The sequence below is a fragment of the Bacteroides sp. 41_26 genome (genome assembly GCF_949740115.1).
Classification (GTDB): Bacteria; Bacteroidota; Bacteroidia; order Bacteroidales; family Bacteroidaceae; genus Bacteroides; species Bacteroides nordii.
In genome coordinates, this window is the sequence record NZ_CATJGZ010000090.1 from 45,526 (window position 1) to 65,283 (window position 19,758).

Genomic DNA, 19,758 nt, shown 5'->3' on the forward strand with positions numbered 1-19,758 from the left:
TATTGGGGTTTTATTGAATTCTGATTAGTTTCACATCTTTTCCCGGAATGGTAATGGCTTTACTCAAGTCAATCTCTGCTCCACTCCAAAGTTCTTTGGCGTTAAGAGTCTCTGAAGGATTGAGACCTATTCTTTCGAGCGGTACATTCACGCTCATTTCTTCTTCTCCGTAATTGAAGACTACGTAGTAAAGTGTGTTATTATCCTGTCTCATGAATTGATTCTCGGAATTAGTTCCAATGCCCTCTATCGGACGGAAGGATACACCGTTGGCAATGAGATTGACGTCTTCGTTCGTCAGATATTTAGTTGCACGTTCCTTACCTTCTTTTGAGCCGCCTTCGCTAAAGTCGTCACCTGCAATGTAGAGTCCGGTGATGACTGCTGAGGTGATTCTTGCACGATTTTCTCCCTCGGTGGCATCCTTCAACACCACGTGGTCGGCATCATTATATTGGTAAACACGGTCAATCCACCATCCGTACGAAACGGCATTCATGGTATATTCCGTATCTTTTATCTTGTTCCAGGCATCGCAGGCAATACGTCTTGACTGGGCATACTGAGCTGGGAATATCGGTGAGATGGAAAGGTTGATATACATATCACCAAAGTACTTGTTCAGTAAAGCCATTCCGTAGTTATAGCCCTGTATACCTGTCTGTATTTCGGGGTTATACCAATGATCTGCTTCCATAGCTCCATGCGTCATGAAGTCCATCTTTACATATTCAAAACCACAACGGCGGAAGAGTTCGGATGTTTTCTTCATTTGTGCTTCTATTGCCGGATGGGTAGGGTCTACGGCATAAGCGCCGTCCAGTTCCTGTGGCTTGCCGTTTGCATACAAGTATACATCTTTATATTTGTATGCAGGTGCATCATGCAGTACGTTTTCAGCCTGTCGGCCCCAGTCAGTGAAAGGAGTCCAGTATACACCGGCAATCTGTCCGTTTGCTTTGCAACGGTTAACAAAAGCGGTCAGTTCTTGCTCTGAGAAACTGTTCCAACCGGAATCCAGCCCGATATATACGGTATTGTCTGCATTGCAGAAGTGGTTGTTTTGAAGATTGTTCTTAAAGAAGTCCGAAACTTCCAATGCTTTGGGGTAAGTAAGCCCGAACTGCAATACTCCCCAGCTGTTCCAACCGCAGGGTACTGCTTTGTCCCATGCTTTGGGAGATGCTATCAGAGCATTGGCATCGGCATACTCTTCCAGTCCTGTGCGCCAATCGTCAAAAAGTCCGAATAAAACTAACGGTGATTTAATGCTTTTACCCTTTAGGGCACCGTGTGGCTTGGAGTCGCGTGTCAATTCGTCGGCAGCACCTCCATAGCAGATCAATGATTTTAAATTGTTGGCGTCTCCGGATTGCATTTCGATGGCTGTTTTCCAGTTATTGTGCTCTATAGAACCTACAACGAAGCCTTTTCTACTCTCATTATTGAAAACAGCTGTGACTTCGTAACTGGTTAGTTTATCAAAGGTGAGTGGATGCGACTGGTAGCGTACCCATTTGTCGTTATCGAAAGGAATGAACAGAGCTCTATTGGTTCCCTTATCCAATAGCTGCGGCATTTCATCTATGTTAATTGGGGCCATAAGGTTTGATTCCACTTCGGCTGATTCGCCGTTCAGTGTGAACTCCGTCAGGAAGTAGTTTTTACCGGGGATGGGGTAAAATTGTTGTTCCAGTTGTGGCAGATCTTTTCCGGTGTAAGTGATCTTGACTACCGGTATTTGCCCGAAAGCATTTTCCACTTTCTCTGTGGTCATCCGGACTTTGGTGTAATCTTTAGACGTAATTGTATCGCCATCGTACAGGAAGGAGGCGTACAAGCCGTTCAGGGAATAGTTGTCGCCAGCTTTAATATCAATGGTATTACTTTGCTTGTTGTATTCAAAAGTCCACTGATCCAGATTGATTTTCGTGTTGCTGCAAGAAGACAGGCAACCAACCACGAGAAAGTTTAGAAAGAGATATTTAATAAAGCTTTTCATGTTGTGAAGATTGTTTTATTGCGAGACTGTTGTAATCAGCCTCTTGTTTATACTAATTGAAAATTGACTATTGATAGCTCTTCCTCTTGAAAGGAAGATATTCATAATTGAGTTATTCGATTGCTGTCAGTACGAATTGTTCACCGGGATCTGTTTTGATTCGCAGTTTACTGCCCGACAATATCTCTTTTTTGTCTTTTCGTGACAATGATACTTTCTTTCCATCCCATGGGTTACAAATGACGCACATATTACCTTTTTCGCTGGTTATATTTATTTGGGTTACTTCTTTATTTTTCAAAGTAGCGTCGATCAGGAAAGCCCCTCTGGCACGTAAGGAAGTGAAGGCAGCATCTTTTTTCCAGTCCCAGTTGGGGAATAAAACAATCTCTCCGTTATAACTTTGCATCAGGCATTCATTGATTACCACCGGCAAGGCGAAATTCTCAAACCAGATGCCCATGTTTCCCATGTAAAAGTAATCGGTCTGGTCATTATAACGTCCTCCTATCTGCAATACAGCATCTGTTACCGTCTGATTCGGCAGTGTGGCATAGTTTACTTGGCGCTTGAATTTCTCTAAGTCCAGCAATCCCATGCGGGCTGCTTGTAGATTTACGAAAACAATGTCATTGCCACCCTCATTTTGGTGGGCACGGTATGTGTTTTCTAAGCGGCGTTTTATATCTTCCGGAGCATTCATGCCATATTCTTCGCCGGGGAATACATGAGTCATATTAGCTGGGACATTATATACGATCTGGTCCGTTTCTCCCGGGACTGATACATATATTTCTCCATCTTCGGGCGATTGATAAGTGGGGTAGGCAGGCATACCGGACAAGATTTTATTTACTTGTCCGGCTAAATTCTTTTCTTGTTTCCCGATCTTTAATATCTGAATCGCTTCCAGATAGGCTTTGAATATGAATTTACTAAGAGCGATGTCTATTTGCGTGTCATAGTTGAATTTAAAATCCGGTTGTAACCCGTACAACTCAGGAGGGATCGAAGGAAAGATGTGATATTTGTGATCTCCCCATTGTTCTCCTTTGGCATCCGGACGGCTCATGTAGTCTACCAGGAACATGACAGCATCTTTCATGGGGATGAATGCTTTTTCCTTTAGAAAATCAGTATCGCCTGAGTAAAGATAGTGCCACCACAGGCCTTGTACCATCCATGGAGTCTCAAACACTTCCCATCCCCAATCAGGTACGGGATAGGGGTGCATAGTCATATCTACCGGGTAGGCGGAGTGTGGGAAAAAAGCTCCGCGCATGTTATAATACTCTTTTGCCCATGCACGACTTACGGGTAGCAGATGATGCACTAAGTCTACATAGGGTATGTTTTTGTCCAGATGATTACTGGAGTAGGTTACCCAAAACGGTTGTTGGGTGTTGTAATTTAAGTGATAATCGCCATGCCATGCAGTCCCTATATTACCATAGCTCCAATTGGCAAAGATGCCCGGACATGTGACACCGGCCTTGACTGAGCAATTGAGGAAATAGAGGTTTCTGTACCATATTTTTTCCAGATCGTTATCTGCCAGCGATACACCGGAGCACTTCCAGTATTCACTCCATTTCTGCATGCTGGCTTTTTCGGCAGCAATATAGCTGTTGGTAGTAATCTTTTCTTTTGGCAATGTGAATAGTGAAGTATCTTCTGCAAGTCCTTCTTTTAAAGATACCATTGCATAAAAAGGAGTTTCAGAAGTGTCCAGATAACGCTCCATGTCCGCCAGATCTTCTTTTATGCCTAATGTTGTTGTACGTTGTCCTTTTAGTAAGGACACGTTAGTGGTGAGATCCAAAGCAAAAGCTTTGTCTTTGGCGTGCCCTTTCTGTATATCATACAAATGTGGTTCAAGATAGGGCAAACGCTGGAAATAACCGAGAGACTTTTCTTGTTCCCGAATTTGGTAATGGGGGATGTCATTGGGAGTAGACGGATCGGCTATGAGGCGGATGCGATTAAAACAAGAGGGTATGGGATTTCCTTGATTGTCTGTTAATGACAACCATACCTGATCTTTATTCATGTCGGTGAATATCCTTAGTGCTATCTTTTTGCCGTCTTTCAGTAGCTGGACGGTACACAATCCGTTGGCAATATCGAGTGTGTGTCCTAACAATTCCACTTCACGCCGGTCAAATCCCAATAATAGTGTGCCACAAGGGAAAGGGCGTGGATAGGGCTTTTGGTAGTTCTCAGCTGTCAGTTTCAGATATTCCGAGAATTCGCTACTGTGATAAATAGAGGGTAAGCCGGTGAGAGTTGTTTGGGCTTTGGTGAAAATTTCGTCGAAAGTACCTATCTTCTCTTTGTTGTTTTCGGCAATGCGTATGTCCCAGACGTTATTATGACCGAAGTGCAGACAAATGGCATCGGGACGGGTTGTTACTACTACTCCCAAGGCACCGTTTCCTAACAAAGCTCCTTCAAAGAAACCGGGAACGGGTTTGTCTGCAATAATAGGATGCTTAGCAGCTATTTTCTGTGAGTCGATGGCATGTGTAGAGATGCTTATTAAAGATAAAATGCCGACTATCAGATAGTGTGTCTTTCTCATAATAATAGGTTTTAGAAACTGAAAAAAGGAACTGTCCCCAATATAGCTGAAATGAAACAGTTCCTTTTCTTATAATAATATCCTGAAAAATCTATTTTACCTTATTTACCTACTTTATAGGTGCGTCCTCCGGTTGTGATCAGATAGATACCGTTTGAAGAAACTGGAATCACGTTGTTTGCTTTATCTTTTGCTACTACTCTTCCAAGCATATCGGTTACTTCAACATCGAGGTCACTGTCTGCTCTTACGATAAAGCCTTCTTTAACTGTTTCGATGCGAACGTTGTTGGCTACTTCGTTCTGAGCAATACCGGTATCTTTACCAAGTAATTGAGTTGTGAAAGTACTTGCACCTTGTGCCTGATCGATGGCCTGTACACCAACGGTGTAGCTATAACCTTCGGAAGCATCTACTTTCACAGAATATGATTTCAATACGCTGCGTACACCTGTCTGATAGTCAGTAATCACTTTCAAACGTCCTGTTTCCGGATTGGCTGGGATAATCATTGAAATCTTTCCGGTATTGTTGTTTTTTACATAAACATTGTAGAACAACGCCTCTGCAGGAGTTACATCATCGGTAGCGTCGTCCCAAGTTACAGTCAACATACCCTTTTCGATTTTGGCGACAACATTGGTAGGAGCAGTAGGAGCTTGGTTCACGAAGTCGGATGTGTTTTTGAACATAGCAACTTCATTTGAAGCATTACCATCCACTCCGAATGCATCTAATTTACCGTCATTAGAGAAATCGGCAATAACAAGTCCACCCTGACGTTCGCCAGCGTTAAATACTTCTTTTACGCCTCCATAGTTGTATGTATTATTGTCACCTTGATAGATGATACCACTAAAATACCCTAAACTATTTGAATATCCCATAAGTGCGGCATCAAGTTTTCCGTCATGATTCATATCTGCAAAAGTACCAGTAGGTACTGCTCTTACCTGTACGAAACCTGAAGTTTCCATATCTACCGGGGTAAAGACAAGGTCACCTTCATTCATGTAGATTGTTCCTCCGCCGGGAGTTGGTGCACCATCACCCAACAAAATAAGATCCATTAGGCCGTCTCCATTCAAGTCTTCTACAAAAAGAGTGATATCATAACCTCCCTGAAAAGTATCATTATCAAACGGTGTCACATCCAAGAATGCAGTACCTTCTTCTATATTCTGATAGATTCGGATTTCTTTTCCGGACTCTCTAATGCTACCATCTTCATTGTCAGCATATCCGGTACAAAAGATATCCAGCCAACCGTCGTTGTCAATGTCTACAAAAGCAACGTCACCATGGCTCATCGGTTTAAAATTACCATCCAAACCCTCTTCTCCGAAGGTTTCTGCTATTTTTTGTATAGTGAAAGTTCCGTCGCCACCATTGTTCTTGTAAAGTTCAACGAAGCGTCTTTTAAGGCGTTCCGGATCGTAGTTTGGATTTTCCGGGTCGTTACTCTGATCTTTGTTTTCACATCCCATGAGCAAAACGTCAACAAAGCCGTCTCTGTCATAATCGCCTATAGAGATACCTGTAAGATAATCTTCATTATGTGCTTGGTTGAGTCCGTGATTTTCTACTAATTTAAATTTGTAGCCGTTTTCCGGTCCCTGATTCTCAAGAAGCATTAAATATTCGGATTCATTGGTTAGGAAGTTGTGTTCTCCTTTTCCTCTTATAATAAGGTCCAGATTTCCGTCATTATTGAAATCAAGGAAACGGAAGAAGGACTTTGTACTTATCGGCAGATTGATAAGGTCTTCAACCGGAGTTCCCGGAGCGTCAGGATTATCCTCTGTTCCTGCTTCGTGTTTGGATTTTGCTGAAATAGTAAAATTGTCATTCCCGTCATTCTTTATTACAATGGCTGCACAAAACCATCCTCCGACATCAAACTTACCGCCTTCAACGTAATCTTTATGACTTTGTCCACCCATGATGATATCCATAAAATCATCATTGTTAAAGTCGCCTACGGCAGGGACGGTACGGTGAGTAAAAGGTAACATAGGATTATCTCCGTTACTGGACATTATTTTATCGAATGTTACTTGTGCTGATGCTCCGCAGGTCATTAATAGTGATAGAGCGACCGCACTTTTCTTTAAAGAGAAAATGTTCTTCATAATCTTTAATTTTAATTTTTGGTTAATAGTTCAAAAACTGATGCACAAATGTAGCGTAATAGTTCATTTAGACTGTCACTAAATGTATCGATAACTATAATAAATGTAGAAATTTTCGGCGTTTGAATATATTGTAGCCCGTTTTCTACATTTGTGTTATTAGGTGAGAGTTTTGTTGTATTCTGCCTTGTATTTGAAAAGTTAAATCTTCATGTAGGATATCAATAAAATGATTTTAGAGTAATGTTTCAATGGGTATGGAATATGAAATTAGCTAATATAGATATCTCTGTACGGCACGCTTTGGCAGCATGCAGAGTATGCCTTAGCTTCATGTCGCTGATGTGGAATTTTATATTGGTGATTTTTTTTGTAGTGCTGAATCGTACTGCTGACAATAGCTATATGATAGGAATTATATTCAGCATAATCTCAGAATTGTAGTTATTTCAGAAAATAAGATGACGCAAAAGGAGAGGTGAAGCAGAAGTTGGTGTGCTGAAAATATGATACAGATTCGTAATTGTGTAATGTTTTGTAAATCAATGTGTTATAGTGTCTGTTTTTTCCTCTACGAGAAACGGGGCGATTCTCTACGACAATCGAGGCGTTTCTCGTAGAGGATCGAGACAATCTTCGTAGAGAAATGAAATAAAAGTCTGTAAGATTGACAATAGGTGTAAAAGATAAATAAAATAGTTTGAGTTTGTTGTAAGGAAAAAAGGAAATAGGGGTAAAGACATAAAGCAGCTTGTTCTATTATCAAAAATAAGCCTGATATAGATATCCGTTAAATACAATTTACTTTGTTTTTAAAGGCTAATATAAAACGGTAAATGAGCCATAACGGATAATTTATATTTTACTGTGGCTCATTCACCGTTTTATAACAAACTATACCTTTCTATTTAGCTTTTTCCTGCTTTGCTACTTTTTGCAAACTCTTTGGGGGTCATACCAAATTGTTGAAAGAACATCTTACCGAAATAAGACGGAGAGTTAATTCCTACCATAAAGCAAACTTCTGCTATTTGATATTCACCTCCCTGTATCAGTTCCGCAGCCTTTTTCAGTCTGATTAGTTTGATAAACTCAATAGGGGAGAGTGAGGTTATCTGTTTTACTTTTCGATGGAGCCCTGAACGGCTCATATACAGGTTGTCAGCAAGATATTTCACATTTAGTTCCGGATTAGCAAGATCATGATTGATTATCTCAATAATTTTGTTTAGGAACTTCTCATCATTTTTACTCACTTTCATCTTCTGTACCGGGAAGAACGGTTTGTTCAGGAATGCTTTTTTTTCTTTTTCCCGGTTTTTAAGCAACATATTAATATGCTTATACAGATAGTTGAAAGCCGTAGGTTTTTCGATATATGCATCTGCACCTATCTCAAGACTTTTCATTTTACTATCCATATCCGTTTTGGCAGTAAGCAGAACAAAAGGTATCTGAGCAAGGTCTTCGTTTGATTTTACGTTCTGACACAGTTCCAGACCATCCATTTCGGGCATCATCAAATCACTCAGAATGATGTTAATGTACTTCTCGTTTAAGACTTTCAGTGCTTCAACCCCATTTGTTGCAATGTAGACATTGAAATATTTTTCCAAGCGTTCTGATAGATAGCTTCGAACCTCCGGTTCATCTTCAACTATCAGTATGCTGTTTTCTTTTATTTTCGGTTCTTCTTCTCCCAATTCTTCGTCTTCTTCAGTGTCGGAAATAACAGTTGGAAGAATATTCTGTTCGATGAAAGTTGTAGATTCATTATCCTCTTCCTGCTCCTTTTCCTCTGTATGTTGTCCGTCTGCATTGACGCTGATTGGAATAGATAAAATAAACGTGGTCAGGGAGGCAGTGGTATCAAGTATTAATTCGGCATTATTGAGTTTTGCCAGATTACTGGCAAGAGACAATCCTATTCCACTTCCGGGGATATTGGATACCTTTGTCGTACGGTAAAATGGTTCAAATATCTTTTTACTCAGATTGTCCGGAATAGGAGTACCGTCATTGATAACACGTATATGAGCGATATTATCATCTGTAGCATACAAGTCTACCTGAATTGTTTTGTTTGAGTATTTTAGTGCATTATTCATCAGATTGCTGATAATTTTAATGACTGATTCCTGATCTATGTTGGCTATCAATACATTATCAGTAATGTGAAGTGTAAGTTGTTTCTCTTTTTGCTCAAATGTGAGTTGGAACCGGTTTATGGTTTTAGTTACCAGATTGTTGAGATTGGTATTTGTGGGATTTAATATAAATTTGCGTTCATCTATTTTACGGAAATCGAGTAGCTGATTGATCAGATCGAGCAGACGTTTCACATTCTGTTCCATGATGCGCATATTTTTTCTGATAGCTGGCGGATCTATTTCCTCCTCTTCCAATATGGCCTCGAGCGGGCCATTGATTAGAATAAGAGGGGTTCGTATTTCATGTGCGATATCAGTAAAGAATTCTATTTTAGCATTATATATATCTTTTTCGCGTTGGTTGTCTGCCAGAATCTGTTTTTGGGCATACCGTTTTTTCTGTGTACGATCATACAGATAAATAAAGGTAATAACCCCTATTAGAAAGAAGAGGATATAACAGTAGGTGGCTATTGTACTTTGCCACCAGGGGGCTTTGATAAATATTTTAATAGATGTTTCATTGTCCCCCCATTCACCCAGGCTATTGGTAGCCCTGACACGGAAAGAATAATCGCCTGGGCTAAGATTGGTATATGATACACTGCGGTTATCATTTGTGATAGTCCAGTCCTTATCGAAGTTCTCCAGTTTATAGGAATATTTATAATTACTTGATGAGGAATAACTGAGTGAAGCAAATTCAAAACCAATACTGTTCTGGTCGTGATTCAGATGGACTTCGTCTGTGTAAATGATACTGTTGGTAAGGGGAGAGCCTTTTTCGTTTACTTTTAATTCTTCGTTAAATATCAGTAACTTAGTAATATAAAGTGGAGCTGTGACGTGAGGGCGTTTAATATTGTTTGGATTTACGGCCATTAATCCGTTGATGGATCCGAAATATAATTTTCCGGACCGGGTTCTGATTCCCGATTTATAATTGAATTGATTGTTATTAATGCCATCTTTTTCGGTAAATACCTGGATTGCTTCCGTCTCGGGATTAAAACGCACCATGCCATGATTGGTACCAAACCATAGTAGGCCTTCATTATCTTCTATTATTTTGTAGGCAACGTCATCGGGTAATCCTTCGTTTTTGGAGTAAGACTTGAAACTATTTGTCTCTTTCATATATTTACATATGCCTCCACGGTCTGTTGAAAACCAAAGATTTCCTTTTCTATCTTCGGTAACGCTACTCACTGAGTTAGAACTTATGGTATTGGGATCTTCCTGCCTGTAAATATAATGCTCAACTATTTTATCTGTTGCTCTTAACTTAAACACTCCATTTCCCATCGTACAAACCCATATATTGCCTCTTGAATCTTCATATATGTCAAAAATGAAGTTGTATCCGAATTCATTGTGGCGTTCAAATTTCAGGTTATTCTTATCACTGGAGTAAACTCCCCATCCATTTCCTAACCAGATTGTTCCTTTTCTGTCCTGATATAATGCCCAGATACTTGATTCGTCGATACCCAATTGTTCGGGGCTGAGATGTTTTCGGGTTTTAGTTTTCAGATTGTGAATATCTATTCCGTTTTTGAATAGACCTACCCATATCTCGTCCTGATTCTCTATAATAGCCTGAGGAATAAACTGAGTACCTCCTGTCGGAGTGATTCTTTCAAAAGATTGCTTTTTAGGGTCAAAGACCGATATGCCGTTGTCTTCGGTACATACCCATATCTTTCCATTCTGATCTTCTTTCAGATCGCGTATAATTCTTCCGTCGATAGAATTTTTTTGTTGGCTGGGGAGATACCTGTCTATTGTCAGTGTTTGAGAAGGAATGTAATTTACTCCTCCGAATACAGTCCCGATCCATATTCCATTCTCATTATCCTGATACATAGCGTAAATTTTGTTGTCGGTCAGACTATTACCTATCATCGGATCACTACGGATTAATTCTATTTTGCCGGCATCTTCATCTATTATATAGATACCCTGTTCCGTACCTACCCATAATTCATTGTTGAATACCTTGACATCTCTGATAATTTTGTGGTGAACGTCGGCGGCATTAACTACAAAAAAAGTGTTATTGTTGTAATCGTATTTTTTTAATTCTCCCTCATGTACACCTAATATAATATAATCACCGTATTCGCAGGTACTGTATATCATGTCATTTTTGATGGATATACCATTCCTGTCTACGATATGTTGCTCGAATTTATCGGTTTTAGTATTGTAATGATACAATCCGTCTTTATTGGTGCCTACCCATATTTCACCGGATTTCAGGATTGTAATACACTGTGGGTGTTTAGAAGCCTGATTGCTTGCAATAATAAAAGGATAGTGTGACAGGCTATTGGCATCAATGTCAAATCTGAACACACCCTGATTAGGTATTATTATCCATATCCTTTGTTCTTTGTCTTCCGCTATCTGAGCTACCCAATCGGATATACCTATTCCGCTTTCTGTAGTGATGTTGAAATGTCTGAACTTTTCGGACAGGGGGTTATAGATATATATACCACGGTCTGTACCTACCCATATATTCTTGTTCTTATCTTCAAACAGGGCGGAGATGTTATTGTTACCGATACCTCTCTTTTCATCATAGCAATTGTATATTCTCACTTTCTTTCCATCAAAACGATTTAGGCCGTTTTTCGTTCCGAACCACATAAAACCTTTATCATCCTGAATGATTGTTTTAACATTGTTTTGAGACAGATTTTGAGCCGAAGTTACGTAGTAATTTTTGGCCAGCGTCTGACAATATACGTTCAGAAAGAGAATGTTACAGATGAATAGTAATGAAATACGTATTTTATTCATTATATATGATTTAAGTTAACTCGATGTGTTAAGATATATTATATATTGATTATTAGTGTATTAGTTGGGCGTATACTGACGCGAAGCCTCAGGCATTAGTGTTTTTGAAGATAACGATTGGTAAACTTCCCTTGTAGAGGCTAATCCTAAAGGATGTTGCAAATATCGTGATTTATTTGACAGGTTGTATCTGTTTTCCGGTGAAAATTATGAATTTGCTTTGTTGGTAGTTATTTACTTTTGTAAACCTAATAATGAAATGTATAAATCAATATTACAAATGTATACAATTTAGGTGTAAATGTCCATTTTACCCCTAAAAAGGTGGGTGAGTGTACATTTCTTATAGTATATGGCGGCTTTTTGTTCTATTGGAGTTTTATTTCTTCCTACTTTTGTTCTGTGAAATTAATCTAATAATAATTTGTTTATATGAAAAATGCAACTTAGTAAGCCAACTTCTGTGAAGTCCATTTATGGATTCAGTATTTCGATATCCTTAGTTTATAATTGATAAACGTTTAATACTATAAAAGAAATGCATAACAAATTTAATCGAAAGCGATTCATAGCTTTATCGCTTTTTTGTGTGAGCTTATGTTATTTATGCCTTGTGTCGTGTAAAGACGACTATTATTATGATGAGAAAGAACCCGATTTCTTAAGAGGCAATATCTACGATTATTTGAATGAAAGTGGCGAATTCACTTATTTTGTTCGTCTGATCAATGACCTTAATTATAAGGATGTATTGCAAAAGACCGGAAGTAAAACTCTTTTCCCGGCAAAGGATGAAGCATTCAAGCGCTTTTTTGAAACAAACACGCAAGGCATTAGAAGTTACGAGATGCTTTCGATGCCGATGAAAAGAATGATCATGAACTCGAGCATGATCAATATGGCATATCTATCGGGTATGCTTTCCAACCTGACCGTGTCAGGTGAAGGGCCTGCGACAGGGCAGACTTTCCGAAAATTCAATGCAAGTACCTATCTTGACAGTATCGCATTTATTAAAGATCAGGGATTATTTGAGAACTCTTATTGGAATCGTTTCTCAGAGAAAGGAGGGATTTATCTGGTGGATGACGAAAGTTCGTCACCCTTAGTTTATTTTACACCAGAGCACATGATGGTACAGGGAGTGACCAAGGAAGATTTCTCTATATTGAATAATGGTAGAAACTATGAAGATGGAGATGTCTATGTAAATGGGGTAAAAATAATAGAGAAGGACATTATTTGTAAGAACGGGTATATACATGTTATGGAAGATGTGATACTTCCGGCAAAAAACATGTCGCAGTTGATTCGGGATAACGGTGAAACGAATCTGTTCAACCAATTACTAAACAAATTTAGTGCACCTTATTATGAAGAAAATGTTAATAAAGCGGTGCATAATTTTTATGACGGTTTTAGCAATGCCGTTCTTCCGAATGCAGATTCTATTTTTGTAAAACGTTATTTTACAGTAGAAAACCGACTGGATCCAGCAGAAAAGTGGATGGAAAGTTATGGCTTGTTGTACTATGATCCAAGTAATAATGTGTATAGTAGCGAAATGGATATGGGCGCTATGTTTGTACCCACGGACAAGGCTATGAATGAGTATATCAATAGTGATAAAGGGCGTTATTTGAAAGAGGCTTATGGAAGTTGGGAGGATATTCCGACTCCGATTCTTGCCCTGTTTCTGAAGAATCATCAAAAGAAGTCATTTATGAGTTCGTTGCCTCACGCATGGCCGAAGCTAACCGATGAATCGAGCTTTAAAATGGATATCTCTATTGACAATGTGAAAAAAACTTATCTGGGTTGTAACGGGGTAATTTACATATCCGATAAGGTGTTTCCACCGATTGATTATCAATGTGTATACGGACCTACTTTGACAAGTGACCACACGCAGATCATGAATTGGGCGATACAGGATGGAACTATGCGTTTCTTCTTATATCTGCGTTCCATCGAAAATATGTATAATCTGATTGTACCTACGGACGAGGCTTTACAAAACTACCGTGATCCGGTTGCTTGGGCAAAGGGAGTAAGCTATCGTGAAATATGGTCATTTAGATATGTACCTGCTGATAACATGGTGTTTGCCGATGTGTATAAAGCAGATGCAGCTGGAAATAAAACGGGAGCTATTTTGCGGACAGTAAAGAATCAAAATAGTATCATCAATCGTTTGAACGATATTCTTGATATGCACATCGTGGTAGGTAATAAGGATCAGAATGTAATGTCGGGTTATATTGATGACGGAAAGACCAATTATGCACTTACCAAAGGTGGCACTATGCTGAAGATCAGTGGAGAAGGGAAAAACTTACAGATACAGGGTGGCGGAGATATAGAAGTGAATGTAAAGCCTGCTTCGATTGTTATCAATGAAGTGACCGGAATGCCCAGCCGTTATGATTCTGATAACGGACGTACTTATTTTGTGGACCGTGTTTTACAAGATCCTGTTAAATCTGTATATAACGTATTGGGTGAGCACAATGAGTATAAAGCATTTTTTGACCTCTTGCAAGGGGATGACCGTGTATTCAATTATTTTAAGTCTGATAAAGACATTGTTCCGATTTTCGATATGAAGAAGACCTCCGGAAGTATAGGTTTGGGATATGTAGTGAATTCGTTCAATAATTTCCGTTATACTGTTTTTGTCCCAACCAAAGAAGCGTTGGAGAAAGCATTCAGAGAAGACCCTAACTTATTTGACTGGGATGAAATCTATGCTGAGGAAGATCATGATGAAAAGAAGAAAAAAACAATCTACCTATTGAATTTTCTCAAATATCACTTAATGGATAATCTGGCTTTTGTAGATGATAAGGCCCCTATGGTAAATATGAACTTTGAAACGGCTGCACGTAATCCGAGTGGTAAATTTCATAAGTTGACATTGAATACCCAAGGTGGCAGTTTAGAGATTAAGTGCCAGGCTACCACTTCAGACGGACAACCGTTGAAGGCTAAAGTGATAACAACTACTGAAGGAGTATACAATCTGATGGCTCGTGATTATATTGTCAATATTCCCAGTCTGTCTGGTGAGGAAACTTCAATCCTTGCTTCTTCACGTTCTGTTATTCATTTAATTGATACGGCATTAAGGTTTGAATAGTCAAAAAAACAATACTACTAAATTATGAATATTGATAATATAAAAAGCATATTGCTGGTTGTCTTTTCTTGCTTGTCAATGACTGTGGCATCACAATCTCAACAGCTGGTGATAACAGGGAATGTCTCTTCCGACCTGGAAGGGGAGATTATTGGTGCACACGTAACGGAGGTAGATGCCAACGGACGTATTGTAAATGCTACGATAACGGATTTTAGTGGAAACTTTTCACTTTCTATAAAGAGTGTGAACAACAAACTTAAGGTCAGTTTTGTGGGATACGATCCTGTCGAAGTTTCTATTAAGGATAAGCGCAGGTTTAATATAAAGATGAAGGAAAACGCAGTGCTTGATGAAGTTGTGGTAACAGCGAAAGCAATGCATTCGGACGGAACGCTGGCAATACCTAAACGAGAGGTATCGGGTGCGATGCAGCATATCAGTATGCGTGATCTTGAAGATATGTCAGTAGCTTCTATTGATGACGCATTGCAGGGACGTATTGCGGGATTTGATATATTGGGAAACTCCGGTGACTTGGGCTCCGGTTCGTCCATGCGTATTCGTGGTACTACTTCAATCAACTCAAAATCCGAACCATTAATCGTATTAAATGATATACCTTTCGAAAATAATGTGGATGACTCTTTTGACTATACATCGGCAGATCAGGAGCAATTTGCGAATTTGTTGAATATCAATCCGGATGACATCGAAGAGATTACAGTTTTGAAAGACGGTGCTTCTGCTGCTATCTGGGGGTCAAAGGGAGCTAATGGTGTAATTCTGATTAAAACGAAGAAGGGGGTTAAAGGTCCTACCCGGGTTCAGTATTCTTATCGTTTTTCCGGAGCCCAACAACCCCGGGGATTAAAAATGCTTAATGGAGACGACTATACAATGTTAATGAAACAGGCCTATTTTAATCCTTTTCAGGACGAGTATGCAGCAAATATTCCCGAATTTAACTACGATCCAACTTTTGCCGAATACCAGAATTTTAATAATAATACGGATTGGGTGAAAGCTATTACTCAATATGGATTCACACATGACCATTATGCAACCGTTTCCGGTGGTGGAGACAAAGCTACCTTCCGTGCATCTCTTGGATATTATTCCCAATCGGGAACTGTGATTAAGCAAAATCTGGAACGTTTCACGAATAGAATGTATCTGGAATATCAGGTTTCGGATCGTATAAAGTTTATTTCAGACTTTTCAATGACATACACTGATAATCATAAGAATTATGCTAATGATGTGGGTGATGGAGACAATAAGGAGAATTTGCTTAGTATGGCTTATCGTAAAATGCCTAACGTATCCATTTTCCAGCAAGATGCGAATGGAAATAATACAGATATCTATTATAATATACCACAATCGTCCTCTTTGGATAATTCTCAGAAGGATTTGATGAATCCGGTGGCGTTGGCAAATCTGGCATTCAATAATCAAAAGAATCTTTATATTGTACCTACTCTGCGTTTACAGTATGACATTATCAATCCGGAAAAAGCTCAATTGCGTTATAATGGATATGTATCTTTCAATATTGAGAATACGAAAGAGTCAAAGTTCCTCCCCAAAGAAGTAACGTCCAAATCATGGAATGATGAGACCGTGAATCGTGCTTATATGAAGGAGTCTGAAGGATTGTCTATTCAGAGTGAGCAGAAAATAACATGGATTCCTCGTTGGGGAGATAATCACTCTTTGTTGGTATCGGCTGTGTGGCAGATGAATTCCGGAAACTCACAGTATCAGGAATTTGAGAAATACGGATTACCTTCTAACTCTATAACAGATGCAACTTCCGTAGGTTTTGACAAAGCTTTTAATAGTGGAGCCGGACAATGGCGTTCGTTAGCAATAATGGGTAGAGCGCACTATACGTTTATGAACCGTTATACAATTGATGCAACGTTCCGTCGGGATGGTAGCACAAAGTTTGGTTCTAATAATCGCTGGGGAGATTTTCCGGCCGTATCGTTGAAATGGAACATGGCCGACGAATCATTTATGAAACCTCTGAGAGCTGTTATTGACGAATTAGGTATTCGTGGTGGTTGGGGTATTACCGGTAATCAGCCGGATAAAGAGTACCTGCACTTCAGTCGTTATAATAGTAGCTGGGGAGGTGGGAACAACAACTATATAAATATACCTACAGTGAAGCCGTCATCTATTGAATTGTCGGACCTTAAATGGGAAAAGGTAACCTCATATAATCTGGGAATTGACTTGCACCTGTTTAATTCTAAGTTGGTATTCGATGGGAACATTTATAAGCGTAAGACGGAAGACCTGTTATTTAAGGATCTGGGTATACCAAGTTCTTCCGGATTCGGTTCACTGTCTTATGTCAATATCGGTGTGATGGACAACACGGGTTGGGAGTTGAGTATCTATACCAATAATCTGATTAAAACCAGAGATTGGAAGGTGGATTTTAATGTTAACTTCTCTAATAACAAAAATAAGATTGTAGAATTGTCACCGGCTGTGCTGAATGCATACAATAAAGATTTCAACTACGATAATGGTTCTTATTTGACACGTTTGCAAGAAGGCAACTCGTTTGGTTCCATCTATGGATTCCGCTATAAAGGAGTTTATCAGTATGACAAGTATGAAGAGGGACGTGGCGGAACTGCTCCTGTAGTGAAAGATGCCAATGGAAATGTGGTAAAAGATGCGAATGGAAAACCACTTCCTATGTATTTTGACTATTTCAACTTAGGTAATAAGAGATACCAGTTCCGTGGCGGCGATGCTATTTATGAAGATATAAATCATGATGGAACCATTGATGAATTGGATATTGTTTATTTAGGAAACTCTAATCCGAAGTTAACCGGAGGTTTCGGTACGAATATCACCTTTAAGAATTTCTCTATCAGCGCATTTTTCAATTTCCGTTACGGAAACAAAATCGTGAACTATGCACGTATGGATGCGGAAAATATGCATTCTAATAATAACCAGTCCATTGCTGTAAACTGGCGCTGGCGTAAAGATGGTGATGTGACAGAAATGCCTCGTGCATTGTATAACTACGGTTATAACTACTTGGGAAGTGACCGTTTTGTAGAGGATGGTTCTTTCCTTCGATTTAAAACGTTGACCTTTAAGTATAATTTCAGTCCGAAATCATTAAGGCGCGTATTCCTCAACCAATTGTCTTTCTATCTGACTTTGAACAATTTGGTGACATTTACTAAATATACGGGTGTAGATCCGGAGGTAGGTATTGAGAGTTTTGGTCTTTGTGCGGACAGGAGCAAAACGCCTCGTTCTCAATATTTCACTTTTGGCGTTACTGTCGGATTTTAATAACAGGAGTTCAATTTAATGATTTGACCAAATTATAGACAAAAATGAAAACAAAGAAATATATATTGCGTATAGTTATGATGGCTTTATTGGGAGGAACATTTGCATCCTGTGAAAGCTGGTTTGATATACGTCCCAAGTCGGAGACTGTTTTTGAAGATTTCTGGAAAGATGAAAACGATGTGCTTAGCATGGTGGGTTCATGTTATCGTGGAATGAATGAAACCGGATTTATAGAGCGTGCCATCGTTTGGGGTGAATTGCGTTCGGACAACGTAAAAGCCGGAACAGGTAAATCTGATCCGATCAGGGATATTCTGAATATTAATTTGAATTCCTCCAATTCATACACTTATTGGGGAGAATATTATAGTGTAATTAATTTTTGTAACACAGTGATTAAGTTTGCTCCGGAGGTACAGGCGAAAGATCCGAACTTTAAACGTGAGAATCTGGATGTTTATATTGCTGAAGCAAAAGGAGTGCGGGCATTATGCTACTTTATGCTGTTACGTACTTTCAGAGATATTCCGTTGATCACTGAACCGTATGCGGATGACAGTTTACCTTTTGAAGTGGAACAGGAGAATCCTGATAATTTATTGAATTTCCTGATCGATGATTTGAAGAGTGTAGAGAATCAGGCTGCGGACGAGAAGACGTGGAGTAATCTGCTTTATACAAAAGGACGTATAACAAAGAATGCCATACGTGCCCTTATAGCCGATATGTATCTTTGGAAGAACGATTATAATAACTGCATTATTTATTGTGATAAGGTGTTGGCCAATCTCGGACAGCTTCAGTTGGAAAGCTCACGGGTGTATAATGAATCTGTTTACTATTTGGGAAATTCAAAAGAGAGCATTTTTGAGTTACAGTTCAGTCTGAAGAATTATCCAAATTATGCGATGAATGAAATGTATGGAATGTTTGGAGGGCGTGCGGGACAGGATATGCATAAATTGTCGCCATACAACTTTGAATCAATGAGTCCTTCGCTTTTTGAACCCACTGACTTGAGAGGGAAAGATGCTTTTTTTAGTACCACAGGCTCTTCTTTTATAGCCAAGTATATGGCTTTGAGGGTAGAAACTTCTTCGAGTACAGTCAGAGAAGGTGACTATGTCTTCAATGCGGAGGCTCCTAACTGGATATTTTATCGTTTGGCGGATATTTATTTGATGAAAGCGGAAGCTTTGGTAGAGATAGGAACCGATCTGCAGGGAGCTCTCGATTTGGTCTCTAAGACATTCGATCGTGCCAATCCGGATTTGGGAAGTGGTTCATTGTCGAATTCTAACAATTACACGCAGAGTGCCATGAGAAACTTGGTTTTTGATGAGCGCCAAAGAGAATTCCTGTTTGAGGGTAAACGTTATTTTGATTTATTGCGTAGAATCCGTAGGGAAGGTGGGAAGCCTGCCAATGTGGTGAATACTTATCTGCTTAAGAAATATAGTAAACTGGATAATACGACTACTAAGAGTAAACTGAGTGAATTAGATGCTTTGTATATGCCGATTAATGTGGATGAGCTGAGAGCAAACACTGCATTAAAACAAAATCCGTTTTATGTAACATCATCAAATATCGAATAAAAATCA

General features: G+C 39.2%; 7 protein-coding genes. 3 read left to right on the forward strand and 4 right to left on the reverse strand.

Annotation, left to right across the window (positions count from 1 at the left end):
- Window positions 1–10 precede the first annotated feature (10 nt).
- The 4 genes from QX565_RS14005 to QX565_RS14020 form a co-directional block, all read right to left on the reverse strand.
- Window positions 11–2,002 carry an alpha-galactosidase gene (locus tag QX565_RS14005; protein WP_289293135.1) on the reverse strand — a complete coding sequence of 664 codons (1,992 nt, stop codon included), beginning with the start codon at window positions 2,000–2,002 and terminating at the stop codon, window positions 11–13.
- A 112-nt stretch (window positions 2,003–2,114) separates the two neighbouring features.
- Entirely contained in the window at window positions 2,115–4,583 is a 2,469-nt protein-coding gene (locus QX565_RS14010; RefSeq protein ID WP_289293136.1) for a glycosyl hydrolase family 95 catalytic domain-containing protein, read from the reverse strand.
- A gap of 101 nt (window positions 4,584–4,684) precedes the next feature.
- Entirely contained in the window at window positions 4,685–6,715 is a 2,031-nt protein-coding gene (locus QX565_RS14015) for an FG-GAP repeat domain-containing protein (RefSeq protein ID WP_221649558.1), read from the reverse strand.
- A gap of 908 nt (window positions 6,716–7,623) precedes the next feature.
- Window positions 7,624–11,673 carry a hybrid sensor histidine kinase/response regulator transcription factor gene (locus QX565_RS14020; protein ID WP_289293138.1) on the reverse strand — a complete coding sequence of 1,350 codons (4,050 nt, stop codon included), beginning with the start codon at window positions 11,671–11,673 and terminating at the stop codon, window positions 7,624–7,626.
- Between the two features lie 538 nt (window positions 11,674–12,211).
- Here QX565_RS14020 and QX565_RS14025 point away from each other — a divergent pair.
- Genes QX565_RS14025 through QX565_RS14035 form a run of 3 tightly spaced genes read left to right on the forward strand, consistent with a single transcriptional unit; the run spans window position 12,212 to window position 19,752 of the window.
- On the forward strand, window positions 12,212–14,812 hold the full coding sequence (locus tag QX565_RS14025; RefSeq protein ID WP_289293140.1) for a fasciclin domain-containing protein: 2,601 nt from the start codon (window positions 12,212–12,214) through the stop codon (window positions 14,810–14,812).
- A 24-nt stretch (window positions 14,813–14,836) separates the two neighbouring features.
- The gene (locus QX565_RS14030) at window positions 14,837–18,151 is read left to right on the forward strand and encodes a SusC/RagA family TonB-linked outer membrane protein (RefSeq protein WP_289293143.1); all 3,315 of its coding nucleotides are present in this window, start codon (window positions 14,837–14,839) and stop codon (window positions 18,149–18,151) included.
- Between the two features lie 44 nt (window positions 18,152–18,195).
- Window positions 18,196–19,752 carry a RagB/SusD family nutrient uptake outer membrane protein gene (locus QX565_RS14035; protein ID WP_221649562.1) on the forward strand — a complete coding sequence of 519 codons (1,557 nt, stop codon included), beginning with the start codon at window positions 18,196–18,198 and terminating at the stop codon, window positions 19,750–19,752.
- Window positions 19,753–19,758 lie beyond the last annotated feature (6 nt).